We start from the raw sequence: 23,558 nt of genomic DNA, 5'->3' as shown, positions 1-23,558 counted from the left end.
TAGCAGGGATAAATAAATGACAAACAAATATCAATTACAAAAGGGGGTAAGTATTCTGATCTTCTTTTTCGGGATAATCAATGCTTTTTCTCAGAATCTTGCCCCTGGCACAGCTATTTTGGAAGAGTATGGCAGGAGGGAGCAACTGCTAATAGGAGGATTGGATTCGCTTAAGCAGGACGGTTTAAGGCCTGACCTTTCTCTTCAATCCTTGTTCTTATCTCCTCAAAAAAAGTCAGAAAGTGAGATAAGCTATTCTGTATTCCCGATACAGTCAACCTTATTGTACAACAGTAAAAGACCTTATGGCTATGGTGGGTTTGGTATGCACAATGGAAGAGGGTACGAACAATATATTAGTGCCGGAGTTTATGGTAGACTTGGATTTTTACACCTTCAGGTTCAACCTGAATTCGTTTTTGCCCAGAACAAAAGATATCAAGGGTTTGGAAGCGATTTTCCTACCCAAGTTTTAAACGATAGATTCCATTACTGGAATAGAAACGACAAGCCTGAGTTACTTGCCGAAGGAAGCTCCACCAGGTTTTGGTGGGGTCAATCAAGCCTTACTGCAAGGTTAGGAGGTTTTGAGACGGGGATTTCCACCCGTACTATATGGTGGGGACCGGGACAATGGAGTTCTTTGACATTTTCCGGTAATTCAGAAGGTTTTCCTCACCTTACCTTAAACTCCCACCGTCCCCTAAAAACCTTTCTGGGACATTTTGAAGGACAATTGATCATGGGTAGGTTAGAAAGTTCAGGAATGGCAGCCTCACAAGATGAGGCACTGAATGATTCCTTTTTTCTTCCATTGGATAACGGTTGGAGATACTTGAATGCAATTAATATAAGTTATCAACCCAAATGGGTTCCTGGACTATTTTTAGGTTTTATTCGGACATTTCAACAGTACAACGCCAAACAAGGTAACCAATTTCGAGATTATTTTCCTATTTTTGATGCCTTTCAGAAAAAGGAATTTTTTCAAGATGGTAACTCAGTGGCTTTTGATAATGAGGCCAGGGACCAGCAAGCTACCTTGTTTTTTAAATTTTTAAATAAAAAGGCAAAGTTTGAAATATATGGAGAGTATGGGAGGCGAGACCATGCCTTGACCTGGAGAGATGCCATATTGAATCCTGAACATTCCCGAGCCTATTTAATGGGGTTTCAAAAACTAGTCTCTCTTGGCAAGAAAAACACCTATCTTCAAATTCGTAGTGAGATCCTTCATCAGCAGGAATCTGTAAATAGATACATACGTTATGAAGGCCTAGGTGGGAGAACTCCATGGGCAGCACATTACCAAGTAAGGGGCTTTACCAACAGAGGAAAGGCTTTAGGTTCAGGCATTGGTACAGGAAGTAATAGCCAAACTTTTGAAGTGGCAGTTGTTGATGACTTCAACAAGTTGGGGATAATGGTGGAAAGGATAGCCAACCATCAAGACTTTTATTACCGAGCATTTGGTCAAGATAGTGAGATGTTACCTTGGATTGATTTTACAATTGGTATTCAAGCAAATAGAAAATGGAAAAACTTTTTACTAGGTTCTCAATTCCAACTGGTGAATGGTACAAATTATCAATGGCAAAGTGATTCATCTACCAGCGCGTTATTTCCCAAAGGAAAAGACATGCTTTCATTTCACAGTAAAATTCATTTGGTGTATTTAATGAATGCAAGCAAATAAAGTTTTTTCTTAGCTTATAATTACAAGATTTTATAATGAGTATTTTGATTACAGGAACTGCCGGTTTCATAGGAATGCATTTAGCTAAAGCACTGTTGGATAAAGGAGAAGAAGTAGTGGGTTTAGATAATATTAATGACTATTATGATGTAAGTCTTAAAAATGATCGATTACGAGTAACTGGAATAGTCCCAAATAAAATAAAATATGGGGAAGCAATTAAAAGTACTGTTTATCCAAATTATACTTTTTATAAACTCAATTTAGAAGATAAAGAAGGTTTAGATAAGCTTTTTAAAGAATATAATATTAAGCGGGTAGTAAATTTAGCCGCACAAGCAGGTGTACGGTATTCTTTAACAAATCCTGATGTTTATATTCAGTCAAATATAGTAGGCTTTGGAAATGTACTGGAGGCCTGTAGACATAATAATGTAGAACATTTAACCTATGCATCTTCTAGCTCTATTTATGGATTGAATACTGAAATGCCTTTTTCCATCAACCAGAATGTAGATCATCCGGTTTCTTTATATGCTGCTTCAAAAAAGTCAAATGAACTTATGGCACATAGTTATAGCCACCTTTTTGGTCTGGCTACCACAGGTTTACGGTTTTTTACAGTGTATGGTCCGTGGGGTAGACCAGATATGGCACTATTTCTGTTTACTAAAGCTATAATTGAAGGAAAACCTATAGATGTTTTCAATTATGGAGAAATGCAACGAGATTTCACTTATGTGGATGATATCGTAAATGGTGTAGTAAAAGTTTTAGATAATCCTGCGAAACCTGATGCTAATTGGACCTTAGATAAAGGTGATATTAGTAAATCTAAAGCCCCTTATGCGATTTATAATATTGGTAACTCAAAACCTATTCGGTTAATGGATTTTATATTAGAAATAGAAAAGTGTCTTAATATGAAAGCCAATTTAAATTTACTTCCTTTGCAAGCTGGAGACGTTCCTGCTACCTATGCAGACACCACGGAAATAGAGAAAGAATTAGGTTATAGGCCAGATACCCAGTTAAGTTATGGTGTAAATCAATTTGTAAAATGGTATAAAAGCTATTATAAAGTGTAGTAGCTAATAATTTTTTTATGAAATTTTATAGAGTAATTATAATATTGTAAGATGCTTATGTGTATTTTTGTCAAAATCCTTTTACTATGAACATTTTTCTGGCAACAGTAACTTCATTTTTCTTTGGTTTTTTAATGACTCCTGTTCTGATTTTGATACTTAAAAAGATCAATTTTACTGAAACTCCAGGCGGAAGGAGGATTCATGCAGGCAAGATCCCATCAATGGGTGGTATTGCTATCGTGTTTGCCACTTTCGTAGGATTGTTTGCTTGGTTAAGCTTTGATCAGATCGTTGAAACCCGTTATTTTTTAGTCGCATTAGCAATTATGTTCTCGGTTGGCTTAAGAGATGATCTCATAGAGTTAACAGCGGTACAAAAGTTAATAGGACAATCCATACCGGCCTTTTTCGTAATCGTAATGGCAGATATTCGAATCTCCAGCTTATATGGCTTTATGGGAGTATATGAAATCCCTTACCTTATCAGTGTGGGCATAACTTTTTTTGCAATTTTAGCGCTTACCAATTCCTTTAATTTAATAGATGGTGCTGACGGTCTAGCCGGCTCACTAAGTTTGGTAACCTTAAGTATTCTAGGATTTTGGTTCTACACTGCTGGAATGATTTCTTACAGTTTGATCTCCTTCACATTGGTAGGGGGCATTTTAGCTTTTCTTGTGTTTAATTGGCATCCGGCAAAAATCTTCATGGGGGATACAGGTTCCCTAAGTGTCGGGTTTTGCTTGACCGTATTGGTGATTTTATTTATTGATAAATCTGGCCTAATGGCTCCTTGGGAGGGATTGAAATTAAATGCACCCTTTTCAGCTGGATTAGCTTTCTTAATTGTCCCGATTTATGATACTGTTAGAATATTTATAAAAAGAACTAAAAATGGAAAATCTCCTTTAAAACCTGATAAAAGCCACGTTCATCACTTTTTACTTAGAATGGGTTTACAACATGACCAGGTCTCATTGGTATTAGTGGTTGTGAAGTTGACTTTCATATCAATAGTATTTTTTGGTTATGCATTAAATGATCATATCCTACTTCCTGTTCTTGTATTAATTGCTACATTTTTAGGGATATGGATGGATAAGAAAACCTTACAGAAAGTTAAAGATAATTGTAAGAAAGGACCTCTTATTTCAGAGATGAATTATAATCGTAAAAAAAGGAAACAACCCAAGAGAAAACCTTCTATTGAAAAAAATATATTCTCAGATAATAAGATCAATATGAATTGATAGGTTCTATTTAGCATAAAAAAAGGCGTTGTTAATCAACGCCTTTTTTTATGCCTATACTATTGAAACTAAAAAGTAAAAAACAGGGCTCTTTTTTGTACCCATGAGTGTTATATTCAAACATCGCAAATTTCTACTCCCTGTTGTAAGGAAGCCAATTTATCTGCTCTTTTTGGAATGAATTCTTGCCCAATATATCCTGAATACCCTGTAGCCAATATGGCTTTTACTATCGCAGGGTAATATAGCTCCTGACTTTCATCTATTTCATTGCGGCCGGGCACCCCACCTGTATGGTAATGGGAAATATATGGGTGGGATTCTTTAATGGTGGCTATCACATCTCCTTCCATTATTTGCATATGGTAAATGTCATACAAAAGTTTCATGTTCTCGCTACCCACCTCCTTACATAAAGCCACTCCCCATGCTGTGTGATCAGCTTGGTAATCTTTGTGATCTACTTTGCTGTTTAGTAGTTCCATGCACATAGTGATACCATGTTTTTCAGCGGTAGGCATAATTTTTTTCAAACCCATTGCACAATTTTTTATACCCATTTCATCCGCTAACCCATTTCGGTTACCTGAAAAACAAATGATCTGTTTGTATCCTGCTGCTGCAACCTTAGGTATTACTTCTTTATAACTTTCAATCAATTGATCGTGTAGTTCAGGGTTGTTCCAACCTTTTTCTATACCCAAACCTGCACCCCAAGGCATTGCACAATCTAGTCCATATTTGGAGAGTATTGGCCATTCTTCCGGCCCGGCCAATTCAATGGATTTTAACCCTATTTCTACTGCTGCTTTACAAAGGTCTTCAAAGGCAATGTCACTGTAACACCATCTGCAAACGGAATGATTGACATTGCCCCTTAAGCCTTCCGGTAAGCTTGTCTCTGCCGCTGCCAGTCTGTTTGATAAGGAGGGAATCAGCAAACCTGCTAGTCCCGTTCCTGCCATTTTTTTTAGCACTCTTCTTCTTGGGTTAGTATTTTTCATCGGTTCAATTGGTTTATTGTTAAGCAATTTAGGAGGATTAATGTAAAGTATTAAGTTTTTTGGTCATCTTTCTTTCTCCTTTTATTGTATGTTCATTGTTATAGTAGGGATTTGGAAACGTTTTAAAGTTAATACTCCTAAAAATGAGTATTTCAAAACCTTAACATTAAGTTTCGGGAAAAGTGATACATAGCCTAATTATCTATCGTTTTTGTTTAAGTTTGCTGTTTAAATATTTATTCAGATTTCTTAGTTCTAATTAATCTAATTTCATCCTTTTTCAATATATTGTTTGGGTTTACCACTTAATTGCTGTTTTTAAGTATTAATTATCTATAAGAATTCAATATTTACTTAAGTTAGTGTTTCGGTTGTTGAAATGCAATGGTATGGGTTGTTCTTCCATTAAGAGGTAATTATTCCTTCTTATGCATTTCAGATTGATAGCTATATTTTAATTTTATTTACTATTACTAACTAACACCGTGAAAAGAAGACATTTTATATAAAAAACAGGCCTTATACCGGCTTGACAAGCTTGAGTCTTTCATGCATTTTCAACCGACTTGTTAGCCACTAAGAAAATACGTATCGGAATAGTGGGAGGAAGGTTTGGCGCCTCATTTCAATTTCATGAACACCCAAACTGTATTGTAGAAGCCGTTAGTGACCTTCGGGAGGATAGAAGAAGTCATTTAAAGAAAACTTACAGTTGTGATAAGGCATACAATGCCCTTGATTTACTCTTAAAGGACCCCAATATTGATGCAGTTTTTCTGGCAACGCCTGCTTCAGATCATGCCAAGCATACCCTAGCCAGTTTGAAGGCCGGTAAACATGTGTTGTGCGCCGTTCCATTGGGAATGACCATTCAGGAATGCCGGGAAATAAAAAGGCTGTTTTAAGTACAGGGAAAAACTTTATGATGGCAGAAACCAGTGTGTACATGCAAGGGACCATTACTGTTAGAAAATTTTATGAAGAAGGTCGTTTTGGCGAGATATTTAGCGCTGCAGCAGAATATAATCATCCGGGATTGGAAGTTCTTTGGTTTGAAAATGGCAAACCTACTTGGCGACATGGGTTGGCACCCATGAATTATCCCACACACTGTACAGCATTATTGGTAAGTGTTACAGGTGAAAAATTAAAAAAAAGTAAGTTGCCTTGGGTATGGGAAAGGCTTATTGGAAATTACCCATATAACAATCCATTTTGGAATGAAACTGTTTTTTTTCAAACCGATCAAGGACATCCATTTAGGGTGGAGGTGAACTGGAAAGGAGCACTAAGAAATGCAGAGCGAGCTGAGTGGCGGGGTGAAAAGATGAGCTTCTACCTACCTACAGGTCATTCCTCGGAGCCAACAATGGTCACCAATGCATCGGAGATGGGGAAGGATAATGCCGGTTTTGAACATACAATAAATAAAGTAGCACCTTATGAAGTTACCAAGTGGTGGGAAACCGATATGCTTCCTGAGAAAATGAGCGTAACAGTGGATACGATGGCTCTCAAACCTTTCTTACCCATGAATTTATCCAACCCATAGTGGAAGAGCGTATGCCCAAAATAAATATATATGAAGCCATCGCTTATACAGTTCCCGGTATTGTGGCGCATCAGTCTGCTTTAAAAGGTGGCGAACTGTTGACGATACCCGATTTTGATGATTGATTCATAAGAAGAAGGAATTGACTTGAAAATTCTTCTAGATTCGTTGTTTCCTGAGGCAAGTTCAAATAATGGCCTATTGTTCGGTATATGCCTTCTTTTTTTACCCCGGCTTTGATCATTTGACGAATAGAATAACTTCCATTGGATTTGGATAGTTTTTTTCCTTCTTCTTTATACAATTGATGATGGTAGAAAACCGTCTGATCAAAAGTCTGCTGCCGTAGCAATTGATTTGAAAGGTAAACCTGAGCAAGGGTAGAATCCCATAGGTCTGTTCCTCTAACTATAAAATCCACATCAAAATAAATATCATCTACCAAAGATGCCAATTGATAACTTGGATAGGTATCCTTTTTTTGGATTACAAAAAAATCCATAGCATTCGGGAGTTGATGGACTTGTTGATTTTCAGTATAATGATTGATATTAACTGTTTGGGTTAAATTGGTTATTAACCTAAGAGCAGTTTGGTTTTTACTCCATGGTAAGTCTCGTTGAAGGCAAGTCCCCGTATAAAATCTCTTGGGATGTTTTTTTAAGAGGGTTTTTCTTGAGCAATTACAGGTAAAGACCAGTTTTTTTTCTTTCAATTCGTTAATGTATTCCTTATAAATAGGTAGCCGATTGAGCTGAGAATAATCTTGAATAAATTCCTTGCTGCTCTTGGGACCCTCATCATAGGGGATTTCCAGAAAGTCTAGTGTATCAAAAATATCCTGAATGTATTCCATTCGCACACGCTTTTGATCCAAATCATCTATTCGAAGTAGTATTTTAGCGGCATGCTTTTTAGCCAAGCTGGCAGTAATAAGGAATGAAAGTACATTCCCTATATGAAGGTATCCACTAGGGGTTGGTGCCAATCTGGTTTTGGTAATCTTCATGGCTTGGTTTCCGGGATTTTGTTAATGTCAATAGGTATAAATCTCGCAAAAAGTTCTTCCCTATACCATTTCTCATTTTTTACTTTTTTGATGACCTCCTTATGTGCAGTTCCATAAGCATAGTCCTCCATTTGCGCTTGACTGTTCCAATAGCTGAAAGTAGCTTGTTCTATTATAGGCCATTCTCCTATCCCCTTTGTAAAGATTAGTCCGGATGCTTTTTCTGCAGATCGGCTAGTATTAGGGATGTATTTCAAAAATCGAAAAACTTTGTGCAGTTTCACACGAGCTCTGGTGATAACCATAATTGGCCCCTTAGTTTTTTCATGGCTAGGTTTGAAAGGTTTTTTACCATACCAGGTTCCGTGACTTTGGATACAACGCATCCAATAGGTGAAGTTACTAATGCACTGTTGGTTAAACCTAAGATACGCTTCAGATAAATAAAAGCTTCTGGCAGCTTCGGCGTCCTCCCAAACCATCAGTAAAGCATAAGTGGAAAAGTCCGGCTTAAGTGAGAAGCCAAATCCTCCCCCGGTCCCCATCAATTTAAAGAATTTCTTTCCTTGGACTTTCTTTAATGGTGAGATGGCCAACTGCATTTGATTGAATGCCCACCAACGATTTCTTTTGGGGTATTTAAAAAAGGTAAGAGAAACAATTTCCTTTTTTTTATTCATGACCAAAAAAGATTGGTTATTTTCACAGGCTGATCTTTTTTAACAATATTACGCATGTTGAAATTGAAATCCATAGGTATCAATCGAAAACTTTTTTGATAATTGTTCTTATTAAAAGAATAGCGAGTGCGATTGTGGTTCCTGCAATTACGAATTCCATAGTGTCTATGTCTTTTTATATTTGAATGGACAACTATTGAAATTCGTGGGATAATCTCAGCAATTCAATGGAATGCCATTTAATTTTAAATAACTCAAAAGTTGCCATTATAGTTTGTCGAATTGTTCACAAAAAGTTAAAAATGATTTTTGTTATTCATAGGCTTACTGTCTTACCTTTGTGAATTATTAAAAAATCAATGGTGCAATTAAAAACAAGAAGGATTTCAGCAGGTGCTTTCTTTTTCCTTACAGGATTGTGTTTTTCCTCATGGGCTTCTAGAATCCCTGATTTTCAACAAAAGTTTATGTTAAGTGAAGGGCAATTAGGCTCTGTCCTGTTAGGTCTTCCTTTAGGCTCATTACTTGCTTTACCTCTAGCTACCTGGGCTGTGATTAAATTTGGGAGCAAGCTGGTGATAATGGTGGGCCTTTCACTGTATATATTGGTACTGGTAGGTATAGGGGTTTCTATGGATGCCTTTTTTTTAACCGTCATGGTCTTCATCTTTGGTATGTTGGGTAATATGATGAATATTTCCTTAAATACACAGGCTTTAAACCTTGAGAAAGATTATGGGAGAAATATTTTAGGTTCTTTGCATGGCTTGTGGAGTTTGGCTGGTTTTGCCGGGGCAGGAGTTGGAGGGCTCATGGTTTATTTGTCATTATCTCCTTTTCATCATTATTCTATTATATTTTTGCTTGGAATCGTAGTTGTTTTTTCCTTCAGAAAAGGATTTGTTCAGGAAATAGATGATAAATCAAGCTCCGTTAAGGGAATGGTTTGGAAAAAACCAGATCAAACTTTAGTAAAATTGGGAATGATTGGTTTTTGTGGGATGATGTGTGAAGGGTGCATGTTTGATTGGTCCGGTGTATACATGAATAAAGTGGTGCTAGCACCTGCTTACTTGGTCCCCACAGGATATATATCCTATATGGGGGCCATGGCCTTAGGTAGGTTTGCTGCAGATAAATTGTCGCATCGATTTGGTATGATGAATGTCCTAATGGGTTCCGGCCTTTTGATTTTTACAGGGTTAATTTTGTCAATTGCTTTTGCGCAGGTTGGAGTAGTTATTGTTGGGTTTTTGATGGTTGGTTTAGGTACTGCTGCCATTGTGCCGTTGTGTTTTAGCCTTGCTGCAAACGCAACTTCTCTTCCTACTGGAATGGCCATTGCTATGGTTTCTACCATTTCCTTTTTTGGGTTCTTGCTAGGCCCTCCCTTAATAGGGTTTATTGCAGAATGGACAGACTTGAAAATGTCTTTTGCCTTGATGGCTTTCGTTGGCTTAATGGTCACCTTTCTTGTATGGGTAAGTAAAAAAAGTTTTGCTTTAAAGATTGCCTCTTAGTGCTTTTTCGCATAAAAAAGTAAGGGTATTGTTTTTTAGATATTAATCACTATTTTTACGAAAATTTAATACCATACCAAATTGGTAGGTTTTGTAGAATAATAAATAAAAGCATCTGGTATGCAGGAGTCCACTATATCAAAAAAAGTTTATTCTAAGGAAGAAATTAAATCTCTGAATGATAAATACAGAGATTTATCAGTAGAAGAACGTGTTAAGCAGTTGTATAAGGATTTTGACCCCAAGGATGTGATGCTCACAAGTTCCTTTGCGGCAACTTCTGCTTTATTGTTAAGTGTATTCTCCAAAAGCAATTCAGCGCAAAAAATATATTTTATTGATACAGGGTATCATTTTCCTGAAACTTTGGAATACCGGGAAAAGTTGACAGAATTATATGGATTGAATGTAGAATCTGTCAGTGCAGGAAAAGAAGACCATGCATTTACCAGTAAAAATCAGACGTGGAAAACTGACCCTGAATTATGTTGTTCTATTAATAAAGTGAAGCCCCTTGAGTTAATCAAGCAACGGTTTTCTGTTTGGGTTTCAGGTCTAATGAGTTGGCAAAGTGATCACAGGGCTACTTTGGATATCTTTGAAGATCGTGGAGGGATTCTAAAGTTTTACCCTTTACTGGATGTGACCGAGGAAGAAAGAGATGATTATATCAATAAACATAAATTACCTTTTCATCCCCTAATCGCATTTGGCTACCACTCCATTGGGTGTAAACATTGCACAGTTCCCGGAGAAGATAGAAGTGGAAGGTGGAACAATAGCCCGAAGACTGAGTGCGGTTTGCACCTTTAATCAATCCATCCAACCTAGCTGATCGATAAATTTAAATGTGTTTTTAACACAAAGCCCATCCATTCTATTGGATGGGTTTTGCTTTTTATATAATTTTACTTTTTCTACTAAATCTAACCCAATGAAAAAAAACCTGTTATTAATACCATTAATCCTTGCTTTTTTAGCCTGTAAGCCTGAAAAAAAGGTTGAAATTATTGAGTCTCAAACTTCACCCTCGCTAGACTCACTGAGCCAATCCTTGGAATGGCCTGAGGACTTAGCAGTTCAGGCTTTTTCAGGGCCGGACATAACACCAAGCCCTGCATGTCTTGCAGTTTCGCCTTACGGAGAGGTTTATGTAGGTGTAGATGCCATAGGTTCCCTAGGGAAAACGCCAGGTAAAGGAAGGATAGTCAAATTAATAGACCATGACAATGATGGACAAGCAGATTCCCATACCGTTTTTGCTGAGGTGGATAATCCCAGAGGAATAATCTCTTTAGGAGATAAATTGTATGTTTTGCATACTGTGTTTTCTGAGGCCGACAGTTTGGCCACCGGTATGGATCTTGTTGTTTTTGAGGATAAGGATGGAAATGGTGTCGCAGATGGCCCTTCTCAGCCTTTAATCCAGCATATCAGCTCACCTAAATTCCTTCAGAGTAGAGGAACGGATCATGCCACGAATGGGATTCGTTTAGGGATAGATGGCTGGATATATATAGCAGTTGGGGATTTTGGATTTCACGGTGCAGTAGATAGAGACGGCACTGAATTGACCATGCTCGGAGGAGGGATCCTCAGGGTACGTCCGGATGGTACTGAAATGGAAATATATACACATGGACTTAGAAATATTTATGATGTTGCCATCGATCCTTACATGAATATGTTTACACGTGGTAATACCAATGATGGTGGAGGCTGGAACATACGTTTTATCCATCAGATCCAGTCCGGTGAATATGGTTACCCGGTATTGTTTAAAAACTTCACAGAAGAAATTATTCCCGCATTAATTGATGTAGGAGGTGGCTCAGGAACCGGTTCTTTGTACTTACAAGACGACCGATGGCCCGCCCAATATGACAACAATCCATTGATGGCGGATTGGGGCAGAAGTCAAGTGTTTATACACAAAGTGACAGAAGATGGTCCATCTTATGTTCAAGAAGAAACGCCGTTTTTTAAACTCCCTCAGGTCACCGATTTAGACATAGATGGTTCCGGAAGAATGTTTATGGCTGCTTGGGATGGAGCCGGATATTCGGGAAATGAAAATAAAGGTTATGTCGTAAGAATTGTTCCAAAGGTTTTGGAATACAGTGAAATGCCTGACCTTTCTTCAGCTGATATTGATGACCTGGTGGATTTGTTATTGGAAAATAGCGCTACCATTAGAATTTATGCCCAGCAAGAGTTAATCAAAAGAGGTAGCCAAGATGCAGCTTCTGAAGCCTGGGATTTAGTTACTGATGCTGATGCACCGGATTATTCGAGAGTAGCAGCCATGTATGCCTATAGTCAAATTCTCGGAGAAGAGGCAGTTCCTCAATTATTGGAATTGATGAATGACTCAGCCATTAAAGAGTACGTTATACGGGCAATCACTGACCGAAAAGCATTTTTAAGTAGTTTGTCCATCGCCCCATTTGTTGAGGCTTTGAATGAGCCTTCAGTAAGGGTAAAAGCTGCTGCACTTATCGCTTTGGGTAGGATAGGAGACAAAGCTGCCATTCCTCATTTATTGAAAACTGAAGTACCTGATTCATTTCGAGCACCGGCATTCGGCGAAGAGGGACCACATGCCACACCGAACTCGGAAATTATTTTACCTCACTTGGCGGTGAGAGCCTTAGTAGCCTTAGATGCTGATAAGGAGAGTTTGAATGCTGTGGGTACAGAGAATTCAAAATTAGGCCTTTGGGCCTTGCGCTATATGCACTCCAATGCTGCAATAGAAGGGCTGATTGCCAAATATAATGGTGCCGGAACAGAAGATCTAGAGTTAAAACAAGGTATCCTAACCACATTGGCGAGACTTTATACCAAAGAAGCTCCTTATGATGGTTCTTGGTGGTGGGGCACGAGACCAGATACCCATGGGCCGTATTATAAATCAGTACTATGGTCCTGATCGGCACAAATTAAGGAGCTGTTTGAAAATATTTGGGACAATGGGACCTCAAGCGATCGGGATGTAATTGCAATGCTCAACGAAAAAAACCGAATGGGAATTACAGCATTTGGTGGAGATTTTTCTGTCACAGAAACGATTGAGGAACCAGAAGTTGACTTGGAAAAAATTAAGAATCAAAAAGGCCAGGTGGGAGAATCCTCTATAGAAGATATCCTTTTGGCCATGCAAGAGGTGAAAGGTGACCCAATAAAAGGAAAAGCAATCTTCCAAAAACAAGGATGTAAAGCCTGTCACAGTATATCAGCCGATGAAGCCATGAAAGGGCCTTTTATGGGGCAAATAGGCAGTATTATGAGTAGAGAGCAAATTGCTGAGTCTATTTTAAAACCCAATGCTTCGATATCTCAGGGTTTTGCTACCGTAATGGTAGATACCAAAGACGATAAATCCTATGTTGGATTTGTTACTGCTGAAAGTGCCGAAAGGATAGTGATCCGAAATATTGCCGGACAGGCTTTTACTATTTTGACGGAAAATATTAAAGATAGAAAGGAATTGGAAAATTCTATGATGCCGGAAGGTTTGGCCAATGCATTGTCCTATGAGGAATTTGCTTCTTTGATAACTTACCTTTCTGAACAAAAATAAGCTTTAGCTTTAAAGCTAGGAGAGCCACAAGCAACCCTATCAAAACCTAATATTTCAGGTTTTGATAGGATTGCTATCTTTTCACCCAAATTTTCTGGGCTAGCCTAAAACATTTCTTTCACTTTTTTAAACCAAGAATTGGAATTCTTTTCGTTTTCGTTGAATTGATCGTCGCCAAGTAACATGCCGAAGGGTTTAAGTGGCTCGTAATGATCACAAACAACTTTTAGCATGGCAGCAAAGGGCAAAAATAGTATCATCCCAGCCACGCCCCATACGGATGCTCCAACGATTAAACTTAGAATGGCTGCAAGGGCGTTTATATTCACGCTGTTCCCTACCACTTTAGGACTTAGAAAATTACTTTCTATGACTTGAATAAGCCAGAACATAAGCCCAACGGCTAAAGGTACCCATAGCTCATCTTTAGACATAAAGGCATAAAGTACTGGTATACTTGCGCCGAGGGTGGTTCCTACGTAAGGAATTATGGAAAGAGAGGCTGCTAAAAAACCAAAGAGGAATGGATTGTCAAGGCCTATGATCCATAACCCAATGCTATTGGCAAAGCCTAGAATAAGGATTAAGGTAAGCATTCCTGATAGGTATTTTTGGCCAACGAGCTGGATCTTTTTAAGCATATGAAGGTATTCTGACTCTTTGTCATCAGGAGCAAAACGAGTAAATGCATTTACCAAGCCATCCTTATATATCAAAAATAAAAAGCAGTAAATGATTGTGGTAAACAGGCCTGTAAAAAAGCTAGTGGTACTGCTGAAGGTAGTGCCTATGAGGTCTGTTGCGCCACTTTTAGCCCAAGATTTAGCATCAGATAGAATTTTTTCTTTTTCCAGATTCCCTAGAAAACTTACATTTTCATTTAAATAGACTATAGAATCAGTGAACAAGGTCATCAACTTATCTCTGAAATTGCTCAGCTCATCTGAAAGTGAGATAATCTCTGCAGAAAAGAATGTAAACACTCCAATTATAATCAAGAAAAAAGTGATCAAAACCAAAAATGCCGCTAGAATTAATGGGACACCTTTACGCATCAAAAAGTTATGCAGTGGATGAAGGATAAATGATAGTAATAAGGCAAAGCATAAAGATATTAACACACTCTTGGCCGTAACCATGGCAAACAAAAGGAGAAATACAAAAGCAAGTGCGTAAAAGGATTTTTGGAAGGAGAGTTGCATGGGTATCTTTATTACAATTTTAAGTTAAATAGTTAAAAATTTTAGTGGAAAAAGAGTTTTAAATAGAAGAAGTATATTTTCAGGTATTATGTTTCGTGAAATCATCACATTTCCGTAAATTTACTTTTAGGTAAAATATTAATCAGCATGAAATTTTCTGAAAATTTGAAATCAACCATAGATAGGTTTTCTTTAATTTTTTATAAGAATTAATCAACCTTTTCGATGGGTATTTATTTTCATTTCGCTTATTTGCCTATTAAGGATATGTTAATATTAAATTTTTTAGCTGAACTTAAAATAAAATGTTATTTAATTCTTTTGAATTTCTACTAGGCTTTCTGCCTGTCACCCTTTTAGTTTTTTATTTTTTCGGCCCTAAGCTAAAATCACCTTTCACGGGTATCTGGCTCCTTAGCTGTTCGTTATTTTTCTATGGTTGGTGGAATCCCGCTTACTTGGCGCTGATTCTCTTTTCCATAGGATTCAACTATTTTATCTCCAAAAGAATTTACCCTGGAAAGAAAAAAACACTAGTATTTGGCATAACTGTCAATTTATTAGGCATTGTGTTTTTCAAATACACTGACTTCCTCATTTACAACCTTAATTTTATTCCCGACCTCTCTGTTGGTTATCTAAACCTCGTTCTTCCGCTGGGTATATCCTTTTATACTTTCCAGCAAATTGCCTATTTGGTAGATAGTTATAAAGGAACGCCGAAGGAGAAAAGTTTATTTTCCTACGGGTTATTTGTCTCTTTTTTTCCTCAATTGATAGCCGGGCCTATTGTGCACCATTCTGAAATGATGGGGCAGTTTAGGAAGCCTAATCTTACTAAAATCAATTACGACAACCTGTCCAGAGGTTTGTTTATTTTCATGATGGGGCTGGCAAAGAAGATCGTAATCGCTGACAGCTTTGCTCTTATAGCTAACAAAGGATATGCCAATATTAATTCTTTAGGATCGGCAGAAGCCTGGGCCTCTTCTTTGGCTTATTCCTTACAACTTTATTTTGATTTTAGTGGTTATTCAGCCATGGCCATAGGGCTAGGGCTTTTGTTTAATATTCGGCTTCCTCAAAACTTTAATTCTCCCTACAAATCATTAAGTATTAAGGAGTTTTGGAGGAATTGGCACATGACCTTAAGCCGATTTCTCAGGGATTATGTCTATATCCCTTTGGGAGGAAATAAAAATGGGAATTTGAGAACAAGCATCAACCTGATCATTACTTTTTTGCTTGGAGGTATCTGGCATGGTGCCGGATGGACGTTTATTTTCTGGGGGTTTTTGCATGGAATAGCGCTTGTAATTCACAGAGAGTGGACCAAGTTGGGATTGAACTTACCCAAGGTTTTGGCACTTTTGCTCACCTTTATGTTTGTGAACATCACCTGGGTGTTTTTTAGGGCAGAATCTTGGAATGGCTCCATAGAAATGTTACAGCGCATGTTTTTCAGGATGTCTGGTGAGGAGGGGTTTTACCTCGTAAGTAATTTTTATGACTTACCTGTATGGATAGCCGGTGTGGTATTGCTCTTTATGCCCAATGCCATAGAATTAGGTAGAAGACTGAAGCCTACGTTCACTTATTTAATATTAAATATCTTGTTGTTTTTACTCAATGCGATTTACCTAAACTCCATTGTTAAGAATGACTTTTTGTATTTTGACTTTTAATCTATGGAAAAACAATTCAAGAAATACCTTCAGGTTTTACTCCTTTGTATTGCAGGAGCCATGTTGGGCTTCGGGCTTCTCAATGTGTTTTTGGATGTTTTTGGGTTGTTTGGTTTTAAGAGCAAAGAGCAGGTGCGGGTTTATGGAGAAGAGAGGTTTTCAAAGTACCTGATGACTTTCGAGTTTGTACCACAAAACTTTGAAGGGATGATCTTAGGTCCCTCGCTTTCTGCCAACTTAAACCCCGATCATATTCAGGATAAAAACTATTATAATCTAAGCCTTATGGGGGCAAGAATTAACAATATCTTGTCCTTGGCCAGCAATGTGGTCGATAACAATGGAAACATTGAAGAAGCCATTGTTTGTATCCATCCCTATGTCACCTCAAATGTAGGCATAGATGAGTCAGACTATATGAATCCTGATACCTACTGGAAAGCTTTAGGCTCAGTAAATTTATTAAGAGTGTATGGATTGGCTATTATCCGATATTTCAACCTTTGGCCAAACAAATATCCCAAAAATCAGTATAATACACATGGGAGCAATTCTTTTGAACCACTATTTAAGGTGGAGGATGTGGCCAATAGAATTTTGGAAGAAGTGGACAATGTGAAGGTAAGTGAGTTTGAAATCAGGACTGATCAAAGAAAAGATTTTGAAGAACTATTGAAATTATTGCAAACCAATAACATACGGACTTTCGTTTATTATCACCCGGTACCTTTTCCGATATATAATGCTCACAGAGACAAAATGGATGAATATTGGAAGGATATTCTTTCAAGTGCCAATAGCAATCGAGGGAGCCTGTTGAATTTTTATAATTTCAATAATCCTGAATTCTTTGATTTCTCCAAAGATGTTTCCAATTATATAGACCATGGGCATTTAAGTAAAAAAGGACAAGAAACCTTGATTCAAGAAATAATGACCCGTTGGGAAAATTGAATCTTTGCTTAGCATAGCGGGCAAGGTGTTTAAAGAATTTTTGCCTTAACCAAAATTAACCTCTTTCTTAGGTGCCGGCCTTCAGAATAAGAAGTGTTGTCTATATATTTGAAGATTAAAAAAAATATAAAATGAAATATCTATCTAAAACATTCTTTGCACTATTGGTCTTTTCATTGGTGGGCTGTACAGCAGCAGAAGTCAATAAATTTTTAGCTGCTGCCAGTGAATCAGCACTTACAGAAAATGAAGTTGGCAATGGGCTTAAAGAAGCGCTCATTAAAGGCGTGACCGAAGGAGCTAATTTGGCATCTGCTACAGATGGCTTTTTAAAGAATGACCTGATAAGGATAGCCCTGCCCGAAGATGTGCAACGGGTNCGTTAAGATTTACATACAGCCTTGATTTTTTTGGTTCGTTTTTGTATCAAGACAAAAATGAACAGCTAGAAATTTGGATAACCATAAACATTTGTGATTTTGTCAGTATTGTTGCAGAAAAAAGCAACAATACCGCCAAAACCGGATTGTGCTTATCGTTTTGACCAAGGCTTGCCAGCCTTGGCTACAAAAATGTCACACCTACGGTGTTTTTGGGATTTATGGTTAAGGAGTTTACATATCGGTAATTACGTTTCTTTTTGAAAGAATAACCTATTAGGTTTTATCGGCCTTCAAAGCTTATGGTTTTTGGAGCAGGGNAAAATTTCCAATTGACTGAATCAATTCGGGATCATTCCATGAGGATCAATCACGAATTTCTTGGCAGCACCTCCGTCAAAATCTTTGTACCCTTGAACAGATTCCTGCAAGGAAATTATCTGCACATTCACTGCTTTGGCAATCTGAATTTTGTCGTACAAGATGGCATTCATTAGTTGACGATGGTATTTCATTACCGGACACTGGCCGGTATGAAAGCTGCAGGATTTGGCCCATCCCAGGCCTAAGCGAATGCTTAGACTTCCTTCCTTGGCTGCTTCAGTTGAAGCGCCGGGATCTCCTGTTACATACAAACCCGGAATACCTATATTTCCTCCGGCCCTTGTGATGTCCATGGCTGCATTCAATACCGTAGCAGGCTTTTCTTTGTCAGCATCCCCACCATGGCCTCTGGCTTCAAAGCCTACGCAGTCCACAGCGCAATCCACTTCTGGTTCACCTGTGATTTCAGCAATTGCATCAGCAAGTGGCGTATTGTCTCTCAGGTCAACCGTTTCACAACCAAAGCTTCTGGCTTGAGCAAGTCGCTCAGGAATCATGTCTCCCACAATCACTACTGCAGCACCCAAAAGGTGGCAAGAAGCTGCACATGCCAAACCAACAGGCCCTGCCCCTGCAACATATACGATGGAGCCCGGCCCAACACCTGCGGTAACGGCGCCATGAAAACCTGTAGGGAAGATATCTGAAAGTAAGGTAAGGTCTTTGATCTTGTCCATGGCTTGGTCCTTGTCCGGGAATTTCAATAAATTGAAATCAGCATAGGGAACCATTACATATTCAGATTGACCACCAACCCATCCACCCATGTCCACATAGCCATAAGCTGCGCCTGGTCGGGCAGGGTTTACATTCAAACAAATGCCAGTTTTTTGTTCTTTACAGTTCCGGCACCTTCCACAGGCAATATTGAAAGGAACAGATACAAGATCGCCTTCCTTGATAAACTCGACATCTCTTCCTGCTTCAATTACTATTCCGGTGATTTCATGACCTAAAATAAGTCCTTTTGGAGCGGTGGTACGCCCCCTTACCATGTGCTGGTCACTGCCACAAATATTGGTTGATACAATTTTTAAAATGACCCCATGATCACATTTTCTGTTACCTAAGGCTAGTTTAGGGTAATCGATTTCCTGGACCTCTACTTTACCGGGTTCTAAATAGGCCACACCGTGGTTTTTACACATATTAATTTGGGTTTAGTTGAAAATTGCTTTTAATAATTACTATTTCCGTTTAGAAATTAGTAAAAAAATCCAATAAAGTGTATTTTTTCAACCATTTCCTATGGGCATTCCCTCCAAAAATTAGGGAAAGCTTTATTCCACCCCATTATTTGCGCCAAAAAGCCAAGGTGAAAGGCATGATCAACCCATAACTAAAACAGTATCAATACCTAAAAAAAAGAGTTGCTGTTACATACAGCACCTCTTTTTTTCCTAACAGGTCAAATATCTGGTCTTACCAGATCCTAACCCTTTCCTTAGGTGCGACATACATTTGATCCCCTTCTTTGACATCAAAGGCCTGATAAAAAGCGTCAACATTGACCAATGGACCATTGGCACGATATTGTGCGGGTGAATGAGGGTCAGTTTGGATTTGGGTGCGCAAGGCCTCTTCCCTGCTTTTTGTGCGCCATACAGTGGCCCATGAAAGGAAGAAACGCTGGGAGGGTGTGAAACCATCAATTTTCCCCGGATTACCATGCTCTTCTAAATGTTTTTGTAGTCCGTCGTAGGCCACCAGTACACCACCCAGGTCACCAATATTTTCTCCCAAGGTAAGTTGACCTTTCACATTCAATCCTTTAATAGGTTCATATTGATCATACTGGGCCACAAGTGCTCCGGTTCTCTCCTTAAAGCGTTCAAGATCTTCTTCTTTCCACCAGTTTTCCAAGTTGCCATCCGGACTGTAGCGACTGCCTTGATCATCAAATCCATGGGATATCTCATGTCCGATTACAGCACCTATGCCGCCATAATTTACCGCAGCATCTGCTTTGTAATTGTAAAAAGGTGGCTGAAGAATGGCTGCAGGAAATACGATTTCATTATAGGTAGGATTGTAGTAGGCATTTACCGTTTGAGGCGTCATAAACCACTCTGAGCGATCTACCTCTTTGCCCAGTTTGTCCATGTTTTTGCGGAATTGAAATTGGTTCGCAGCGATAATATTGGACAGGTAACTAGTGGTCTCCTTATTGTCATCCAGTTCCAGGGCAGCATAGCTTTCCCATTTATCCGGATAGCCTATCTTTACTGTGAAGGTAGCCAGCTTGTCCATGGCTTTGGCCTTGGTTTCATCACTCATCCAGTCCAGGTTTTGAATTCGATCACCCATGGCTTCCAATATATTATTGACCATCTCATTGGCTTTTTCTTTGGCTTCTTCGGGAAAGAATTCTTCGGTGTATAATTTACCAATGGCTTCTCCTACAGCCCCTTCTGCACTGCTCAGCACCCTTTTCCATCGGGCTCTCAATGCTTCTGTTCCCTGCAATTCTTTTCCGTAAAAATCAAAATTTGTCTGTACCAATGCATGATTCATATAGGGAGAGGACTTGCGCACTAGGTGCCATTTTAAGTAGTTTTGCCACATTTCAGGATCCGATTCATTGAAAACCCTTTCCAAGGCGACCATAAAATCCGGGCTACTGACAATAACCTCATCTGTGGCTGCACCAAAAGTTTCAAACAAAGCAGACCAATCCAGTGAAGGAGTAGTTGCTTGAAGCTTTTCTACTGAATATTTATTGTATCTACCTTCAGCATCTCGCATTTCGATTCTGGTCTTGCTGGCAGCGGCCAGCTTTGTTTCTATCGCCAAAACATCTTTCGCTACCTTGCGGGCTGCTGCCTCTGAACTGCCTAGTAGTTGAAATACCCTGGAGATATGGGTTTCGTATTTCGCCTTGATTTCTTTGAATTTTTCGTTGCTTTCATCCACATAATAATCCCTGTCAGGCAATCCAAGCCCCCCTTGACTAAGGTATAAGGCATTTTTGTCTGAGTCCTTGGCATCTGAACTTACATAAATATTGAAAAATGCACTTACACCGGAAGGGTGGATTTTGCCTATAAATGCCTGCAGGTCTGCTTTGTTTTTAATCTGCTCTATCTGTTCAAACCAGGGGAGCAAGACATCATGACCTCTTTTTTCTGCCAAGAGGGAATCCATACCAATGGTATAAAATGTTACGGCCTTGTATTGATCAGTTCCTTTAGGATACTCGGAAATATTGGCCTTGGCTGTTTCCATAACCTGCTTTACTCCGGCTATACTTTGGTCTCTAAGTTCCAGAAAGCTACCCCATCTCCCTTGGTCTGCAGGTATTTCTGCCTCCGCTAACCAGGTTCCATTGACATACTGAAAAAAATCATCTTGCGCACGGATAGAGGTATCCATATGGCTTAAGTTTATGGCTTCAATTTCTTCCTCCGTCTCTACTTGCTTTGGAGCACAAGAAAAGACTGTGAATAAAATTAAAGCAGGGATTACACTAGTTTGACTTAGCAATTTCATAGGATCATCAGGTTTGTGATTATTTAAAGTACAAAAAACAAGAAAAAATTGTTCAATACGGATTTGAATTTGTTGCGAAATATAAATTGACGACCATTTATACTGATCACATTTGCTGGTAATCCCTATTCAATAAATTTAAATCAAGCGCATTTTATAAGTGAAAAACGGAGTGTACTGACTTTAGTCTCTAATCAAAAAGCACTATATGAATTGGTCAATGCATTTCCTATATTTAGCCAATAATCCAACCTTTAAACCTAAAATTATATGCGCCTTATATCATTTATTTGCTTCTCTCTAATGGGGTTGATTTTATTCGCCTGCGGTCAGCAATCTCTGGTTAAAGGGGACTCCGTTGCCTACCAAAAAATGACATTTTCATGGAATGGACCGGAGTTGACTGAAGACAAAGCAACATTTTTAAATTATAAAATGGAGGTGCATTTTACCGATCCTGACGGTGAAGCCATAGTGGTGCCGGGGTATTTTGCCGCGGATGGTGATGCCGGTGAGAGTGGAGCAGATAGAGGTACGGTGTGGAGGGCCCACTTATTGCCCCTAAAACCGGGAGAGTGGTCATATCGAGTCAGCTTTTTGGAAGGTGAAAATATAGCCATAGCCACAGGAAATGCCAAAGGGAGCAGTTTGGCCTTTGATGGTGAGCAAGGAACATTCACTGTAACCCCTGCAGATACAAGCCAAGCTGGCTTTTTGGGCAAGGGGAAATTACAATATATTGGGGAGCATTTTCTTCAATTCACCAATGGAGAATATTTTTTTAAAATGGGAGCCAATGCGCCTGAGGTATTGCTTCAATACAAAGACTTTGATGGAACTGATTCTGAAAGGACTTATCAGAAACACATCGCTGATTGGGAAGAAGGTGATCTGCTTTGGCATAAAGATAAAGGGAAAGGAATAGTAGGGGTGGTCAATTACCTTAAGAAGCAAGGGATCAATTCCCATTACTTTTTGCTAATGAGTGCTTATGGCGATGGAAAGACGGCCTTTCCATGGGTTGGGCAAGATGATTATTACCAATACGATGTCTCCAAACTTGATCAGTGGCAAGGGCTTTTTGATTATATGATGGAGGAAGGCATGATGGTTCAATTTGTATTGTCTGAGCAAGAGAATCAATCCTATTTTGAATTTAAAGAAAGGGGTGATTTTGCCAACAGCCGAAAGCTTTTTTATAGAGAATTAGCTGCCAGATTTGGTTACCTTAATGCGGTTACCTGGAATATAGGAGAAGAAAACGGTTGGCAAAAAGATGAAGGTTACGGAAAATCAATTACCACTCAGCAGAGAAAACAATTCGCTGCTTACCTTAAAGATTTACTTCCTTATGATGAATTAATTGTGGTGCACAATGGCCCTTCAAATACAGATGCAATTTTCGAAGATTTGGTGGGAGACCCATCCTATACGGGGATAAGTTTTCAAGGAAATTATCAAGATGTAACGCATGGGTATGACCGAATTTTACATTGGAGAAAAGCCTCTGCTGCTACTGGACATCCTTGGGTGGTTGCTTATGATGAGCCTTATACCGGCCCTGAGTATCCGGAATTGGATGTGTGGAGAAAGCATTCCCTTTGGGCTTCATTAATGGCCGGTGCCGCTGGCACGGAGGTGTATATCGGGAAAGGCGAAGATCTAAGAATACAAGATTACCGAAAATACCAAGCCTATTATGAGCAGATGAATCATGCCAAAAACTTTTTCACCCAAAGTGAAATCCCTTTTCAAGAATTGGCCCCTCAAAAAAATGAAGCTGCAAATGCCTGGTTGCTAGCTGCCAATGATGAAGTATTTGTATATTACCTCAGAGATGGTGGGGAAGGGGAACTCAAATTGCCTGAAGGGGTGTTTGAAATTCATTGGTTTAACCCGAGAACAGGCGCCAGGTCTCAAAATGAGACTTTAAAGCAAGTGTCGGGTGGACAAAATACCTCACTGGGAAAAGCTCCGGAAGAAACTGATTTAGACTGGGTGATTTTGGTGAAAAAGGTTAATAATAAATAAGGTATTCAATCCAAAATCTCCGTTATTTTACCTAGACAAGTGCATTGG

At 38.8% G+C, this 23,558-nt stretch carries 17 protein-coding genes and 1 pseudogene; 12 read left to right on the top strand and 6 right to left on the bottom strand.

The window, feature by feature from the left end; translation table 11 throughout:
- The first annotated feature begins 16 nt into the window (after positions 1-16).
- The 3 genes from ACYVHJ_RS05915 (at position 17) to ACYVHJ_RS05905 (ending at position 4,037) form a co-directional block, all read left to right on the top strand.
- Positions 17-1,696 carry a capsule assembly Wzi family protein gene (locus ACYVHJ_RS05915; protein ID WP_460513158.1) on the top strand — a complete coding sequence of 560 codons (1,680 nt, stop codon included), beginning with the start codon at positions 17-19 and terminating at the stop codon, positions 1,694-1,696.
- Positions 1,697-1,731: 35 nt separating this feature from the next.
- A complete protein-coding gene (locus ACYVHJ_RS05910; protein WP_460513155.1) occupies positions 1,732-2,784 on the top strand; it encodes an NAD-dependent epimerase in 1,053 nt (350 codons plus the stop codon).
- Between the two features lie 86 nt (positions 2,785-2,870).
- Positions 2,871-4,037: an MraY family glycosyltransferase gene (locus ACYVHJ_RS05905; RefSeq protein WP_460513153.1), complete on the top strand. Its 1,167-nt coding sequence runs from the start codon at positions 2,871-2,873 to the stop codon at positions 4,035-4,037.
- 116 nt (positions 4,038-4,153) lie between these two features.
- On the opposite strand, the gene ACYVHJ_RS05900 is transcribed toward ACYVHJ_RS05905, so the two are convergent.
- Positions 4,154-5,041, bottom strand: a complete 888-nt coding sequence (locus ACYVHJ_RS05900) for a hydroxypyruvate isomerase family protein (protein WP_460513151.1) — start codon at positions 5,039-5,041, stop codon at positions 4,154-4,156.
- 566 nt (positions 5,042-5,607) lie between these two features.
- On the opposite strand from ACYVHJ_RS05900, the gene ACYVHJ_RS05895 reads away from it, so the two are divergent.
- Both ACYVHJ_RS05895 and ACYVHJ_RS05890 read left to right on the top strand, forming a co-directional pair.
- Complete coding sequence (locus ACYVHJ_RS05895) at positions 5,608-5,946, top strand: Gfo/Idh/MocA family protein (RefSeq protein WP_460513149.1); 339 nt, start codon at positions 5,608-5,610, stop codon at positions 5,944-5,946.
- Positions 5,886-6,593 carry a Gfo/Idh/MocA family oxidoreductase gene (locus ACYVHJ_RS05890; RefSeq protein ID WP_460513146.1) on the top strand — a complete coding sequence of 236 codons (708 nt, stop codon included), beginning with the start codon at positions 5,886-5,888 and terminating at the stop codon, positions 6,591-6,593. The genes ACYVHJ_RS05895 and ACYVHJ_RS05890 overlap by 61 nt, the downstream gene beginning before the upstream one ends.
- Positions 6,594-6,663: 70 nt before the next feature.
- On the opposite strand, the gene ACYVHJ_RS05885 is transcribed toward ACYVHJ_RS05890, so the two are convergent.
- Together ACYVHJ_RS05885 and ACYVHJ_RS05880 are read right to left on the bottom strand one after the other, a co-directional pair.
- Complete coding sequence (locus ACYVHJ_RS05885; RefSeq protein WP_460513144.1) at positions 6,664-7,602, bottom strand: glutamate--tRNA ligase family protein; 939 nt, start codon at positions 7,600-7,602, stop codon at positions 6,664-6,666.
- Positions 7,599-8,282 (bottom strand): spheroidene monooxygenase, encoded by a 684-nt coding sequence (locus ACYVHJ_RS05880; protein ID WP_460513142.1) that lies wholly within the window; start codon positions 8,280-8,282, stop codon positions 7,599-7,601. The genes ACYVHJ_RS05885 and ACYVHJ_RS05880 overlap by 4 nt, the downstream gene beginning before the upstream one ends.
- Before the next feature lie 359 nt (positions 8,283-8,641).
- Here ACYVHJ_RS05880 and ACYVHJ_RS05875 point away from each other — a divergent pair, with 359 nt between their 5' ends.
- The 3 genes and pseudogenes from ACYVHJ_RS05875 to ACYVHJ_RS05865 all read left to right on the top strand — a co-directional run bounded on the left by ACYVHJ_RS05875 (position 8,642) and on the right by ACYVHJ_RS05865 (position 13,385).
- Positions 8,642-9,802, top strand: coding sequence for an MFS transporter (locus tag ACYVHJ_RS05875; RefSeq protein WP_460513140.1), 1,161 nt, complete (start codon positions 8,642-8,644; stop codon positions 9,800-9,802).
- Positions 9,803-9,922: 120 nt separating this feature from the next.
- Positions 9,923-10,615, top strand: coding sequence for an adenine nucleotide alpha hydrolase family protein (locus ACYVHJ_RS05870; protein WP_460513138.1), 693 nt, complete (start codon positions 9,923-9,925; stop codon positions 10,613-10,615).
- A 121-nt stretch (positions 10,616-10,736) separates the two neighbouring features.
- A pseudogene (locus ACYVHJ_RS05865) lies at positions 10,737-13,385 on the top strand (DUF7133 domain-containing protein).
- Between the two features lie 104 nt (positions 13,386-13,489).
- Here the strand turns inward: ACYVHJ_RS05865 and ACYVHJ_RS05860 are convergent.
- Complete coding sequence (locus ACYVHJ_RS05860) at positions 13,490-14,587, bottom strand: AI-2E family transporter (RefSeq protein WP_460513136.1); 1,098 nt, start codon at positions 14,585-14,587, stop codon at positions 13,490-13,492.
- Positions 14,588-14,892: 305 nt separating this feature from the next.
- On the opposite strand from ACYVHJ_RS05860, the gene ACYVHJ_RS05855 reads away from it, so the two are divergent.
- From ACYVHJ_RS05855 to ACYVHJ_RS05845, 3 genes are all read left to right on the top strand, one after another.
- A complete protein-coding gene (locus ACYVHJ_RS05855; protein WP_460513134.1) occupies positions 14,893-16,272 on the top strand; it encodes an MBOAT family O-acyltransferase in 1,380 nt (459 codons plus the stop codon).
- Positions 16,273-16,275: 3 nt separating this feature from the next.
- On the top strand, positions 16,276-17,226 hold the full coding sequence (locus ACYVHJ_RS05850) for a hypothetical protein (protein ID WP_460513132.1): 951 nt from the start codon (positions 16,276-16,278) through the stop codon (positions 17,224-17,226).
- A 131-nt stretch (positions 17,227-17,357) separates the two neighbouring features.
- Entirely contained in the window at positions 17,358-17,612 is a 255-nt protein-coding gene (locus tag ACYVHJ_RS05845; RefSeq protein ID WP_460513409.1) for a DUF4197 domain-containing protein, read from the top strand.
- A 335-nt stretch (positions 17,613-17,947) separates the two neighbouring features.
- Here ACYVHJ_RS05845 and fdhA read toward each other — a convergent pair whose 3' ends face one another.
- Together fdhA and ACYVHJ_RS05835 are read right to left on the bottom strand one after the other, a co-directional pair.
- Entirely contained in the window at positions 17,948-19,138 is a 1,191-nt protein-coding gene (fdhA, locus tag ACYVHJ_RS05840; protein ID WP_460513407.1) for a formaldehyde dehydrogenase, glutathione-independent, read from the bottom strand.
- Between the two features lie 274 nt (positions 19,139-19,412).
- The gene (locus ACYVHJ_RS05835; protein ID WP_460513405.1) at positions 19,413-21,479 is read right to left on the bottom strand and encodes a M13 family metallopeptidase; all 2,067 of its coding nucleotides are present in this window, start codon (positions 21,477-21,479) and stop codon (positions 19,413-19,415) included.
- A 270-nt stretch (positions 21,480-21,749) separates the two neighbouring features.
- On the opposite strand from ACYVHJ_RS05835, the gene ACYVHJ_RS05830 reads away from it, so the two are divergent.
- The gene (locus ACYVHJ_RS05830; RefSeq protein WP_460513403.1) at positions 21,750-23,510 is read left to right on the top strand and encodes a DUF5060 domain-containing protein; all 1,761 of its coding nucleotides are present in this window, start codon (positions 21,750-21,752) and stop codon (positions 23,508-23,510) included.
- The last annotated feature ends 48 nt before the right edge of the window (positions 23,511-23,558 follow it).

Source organism: Cyclobacterium sediminis (assembly GCF_054781075.1).
This window is presented reverse-complemented; position numbering and strand designations above follow the sequence as displayed.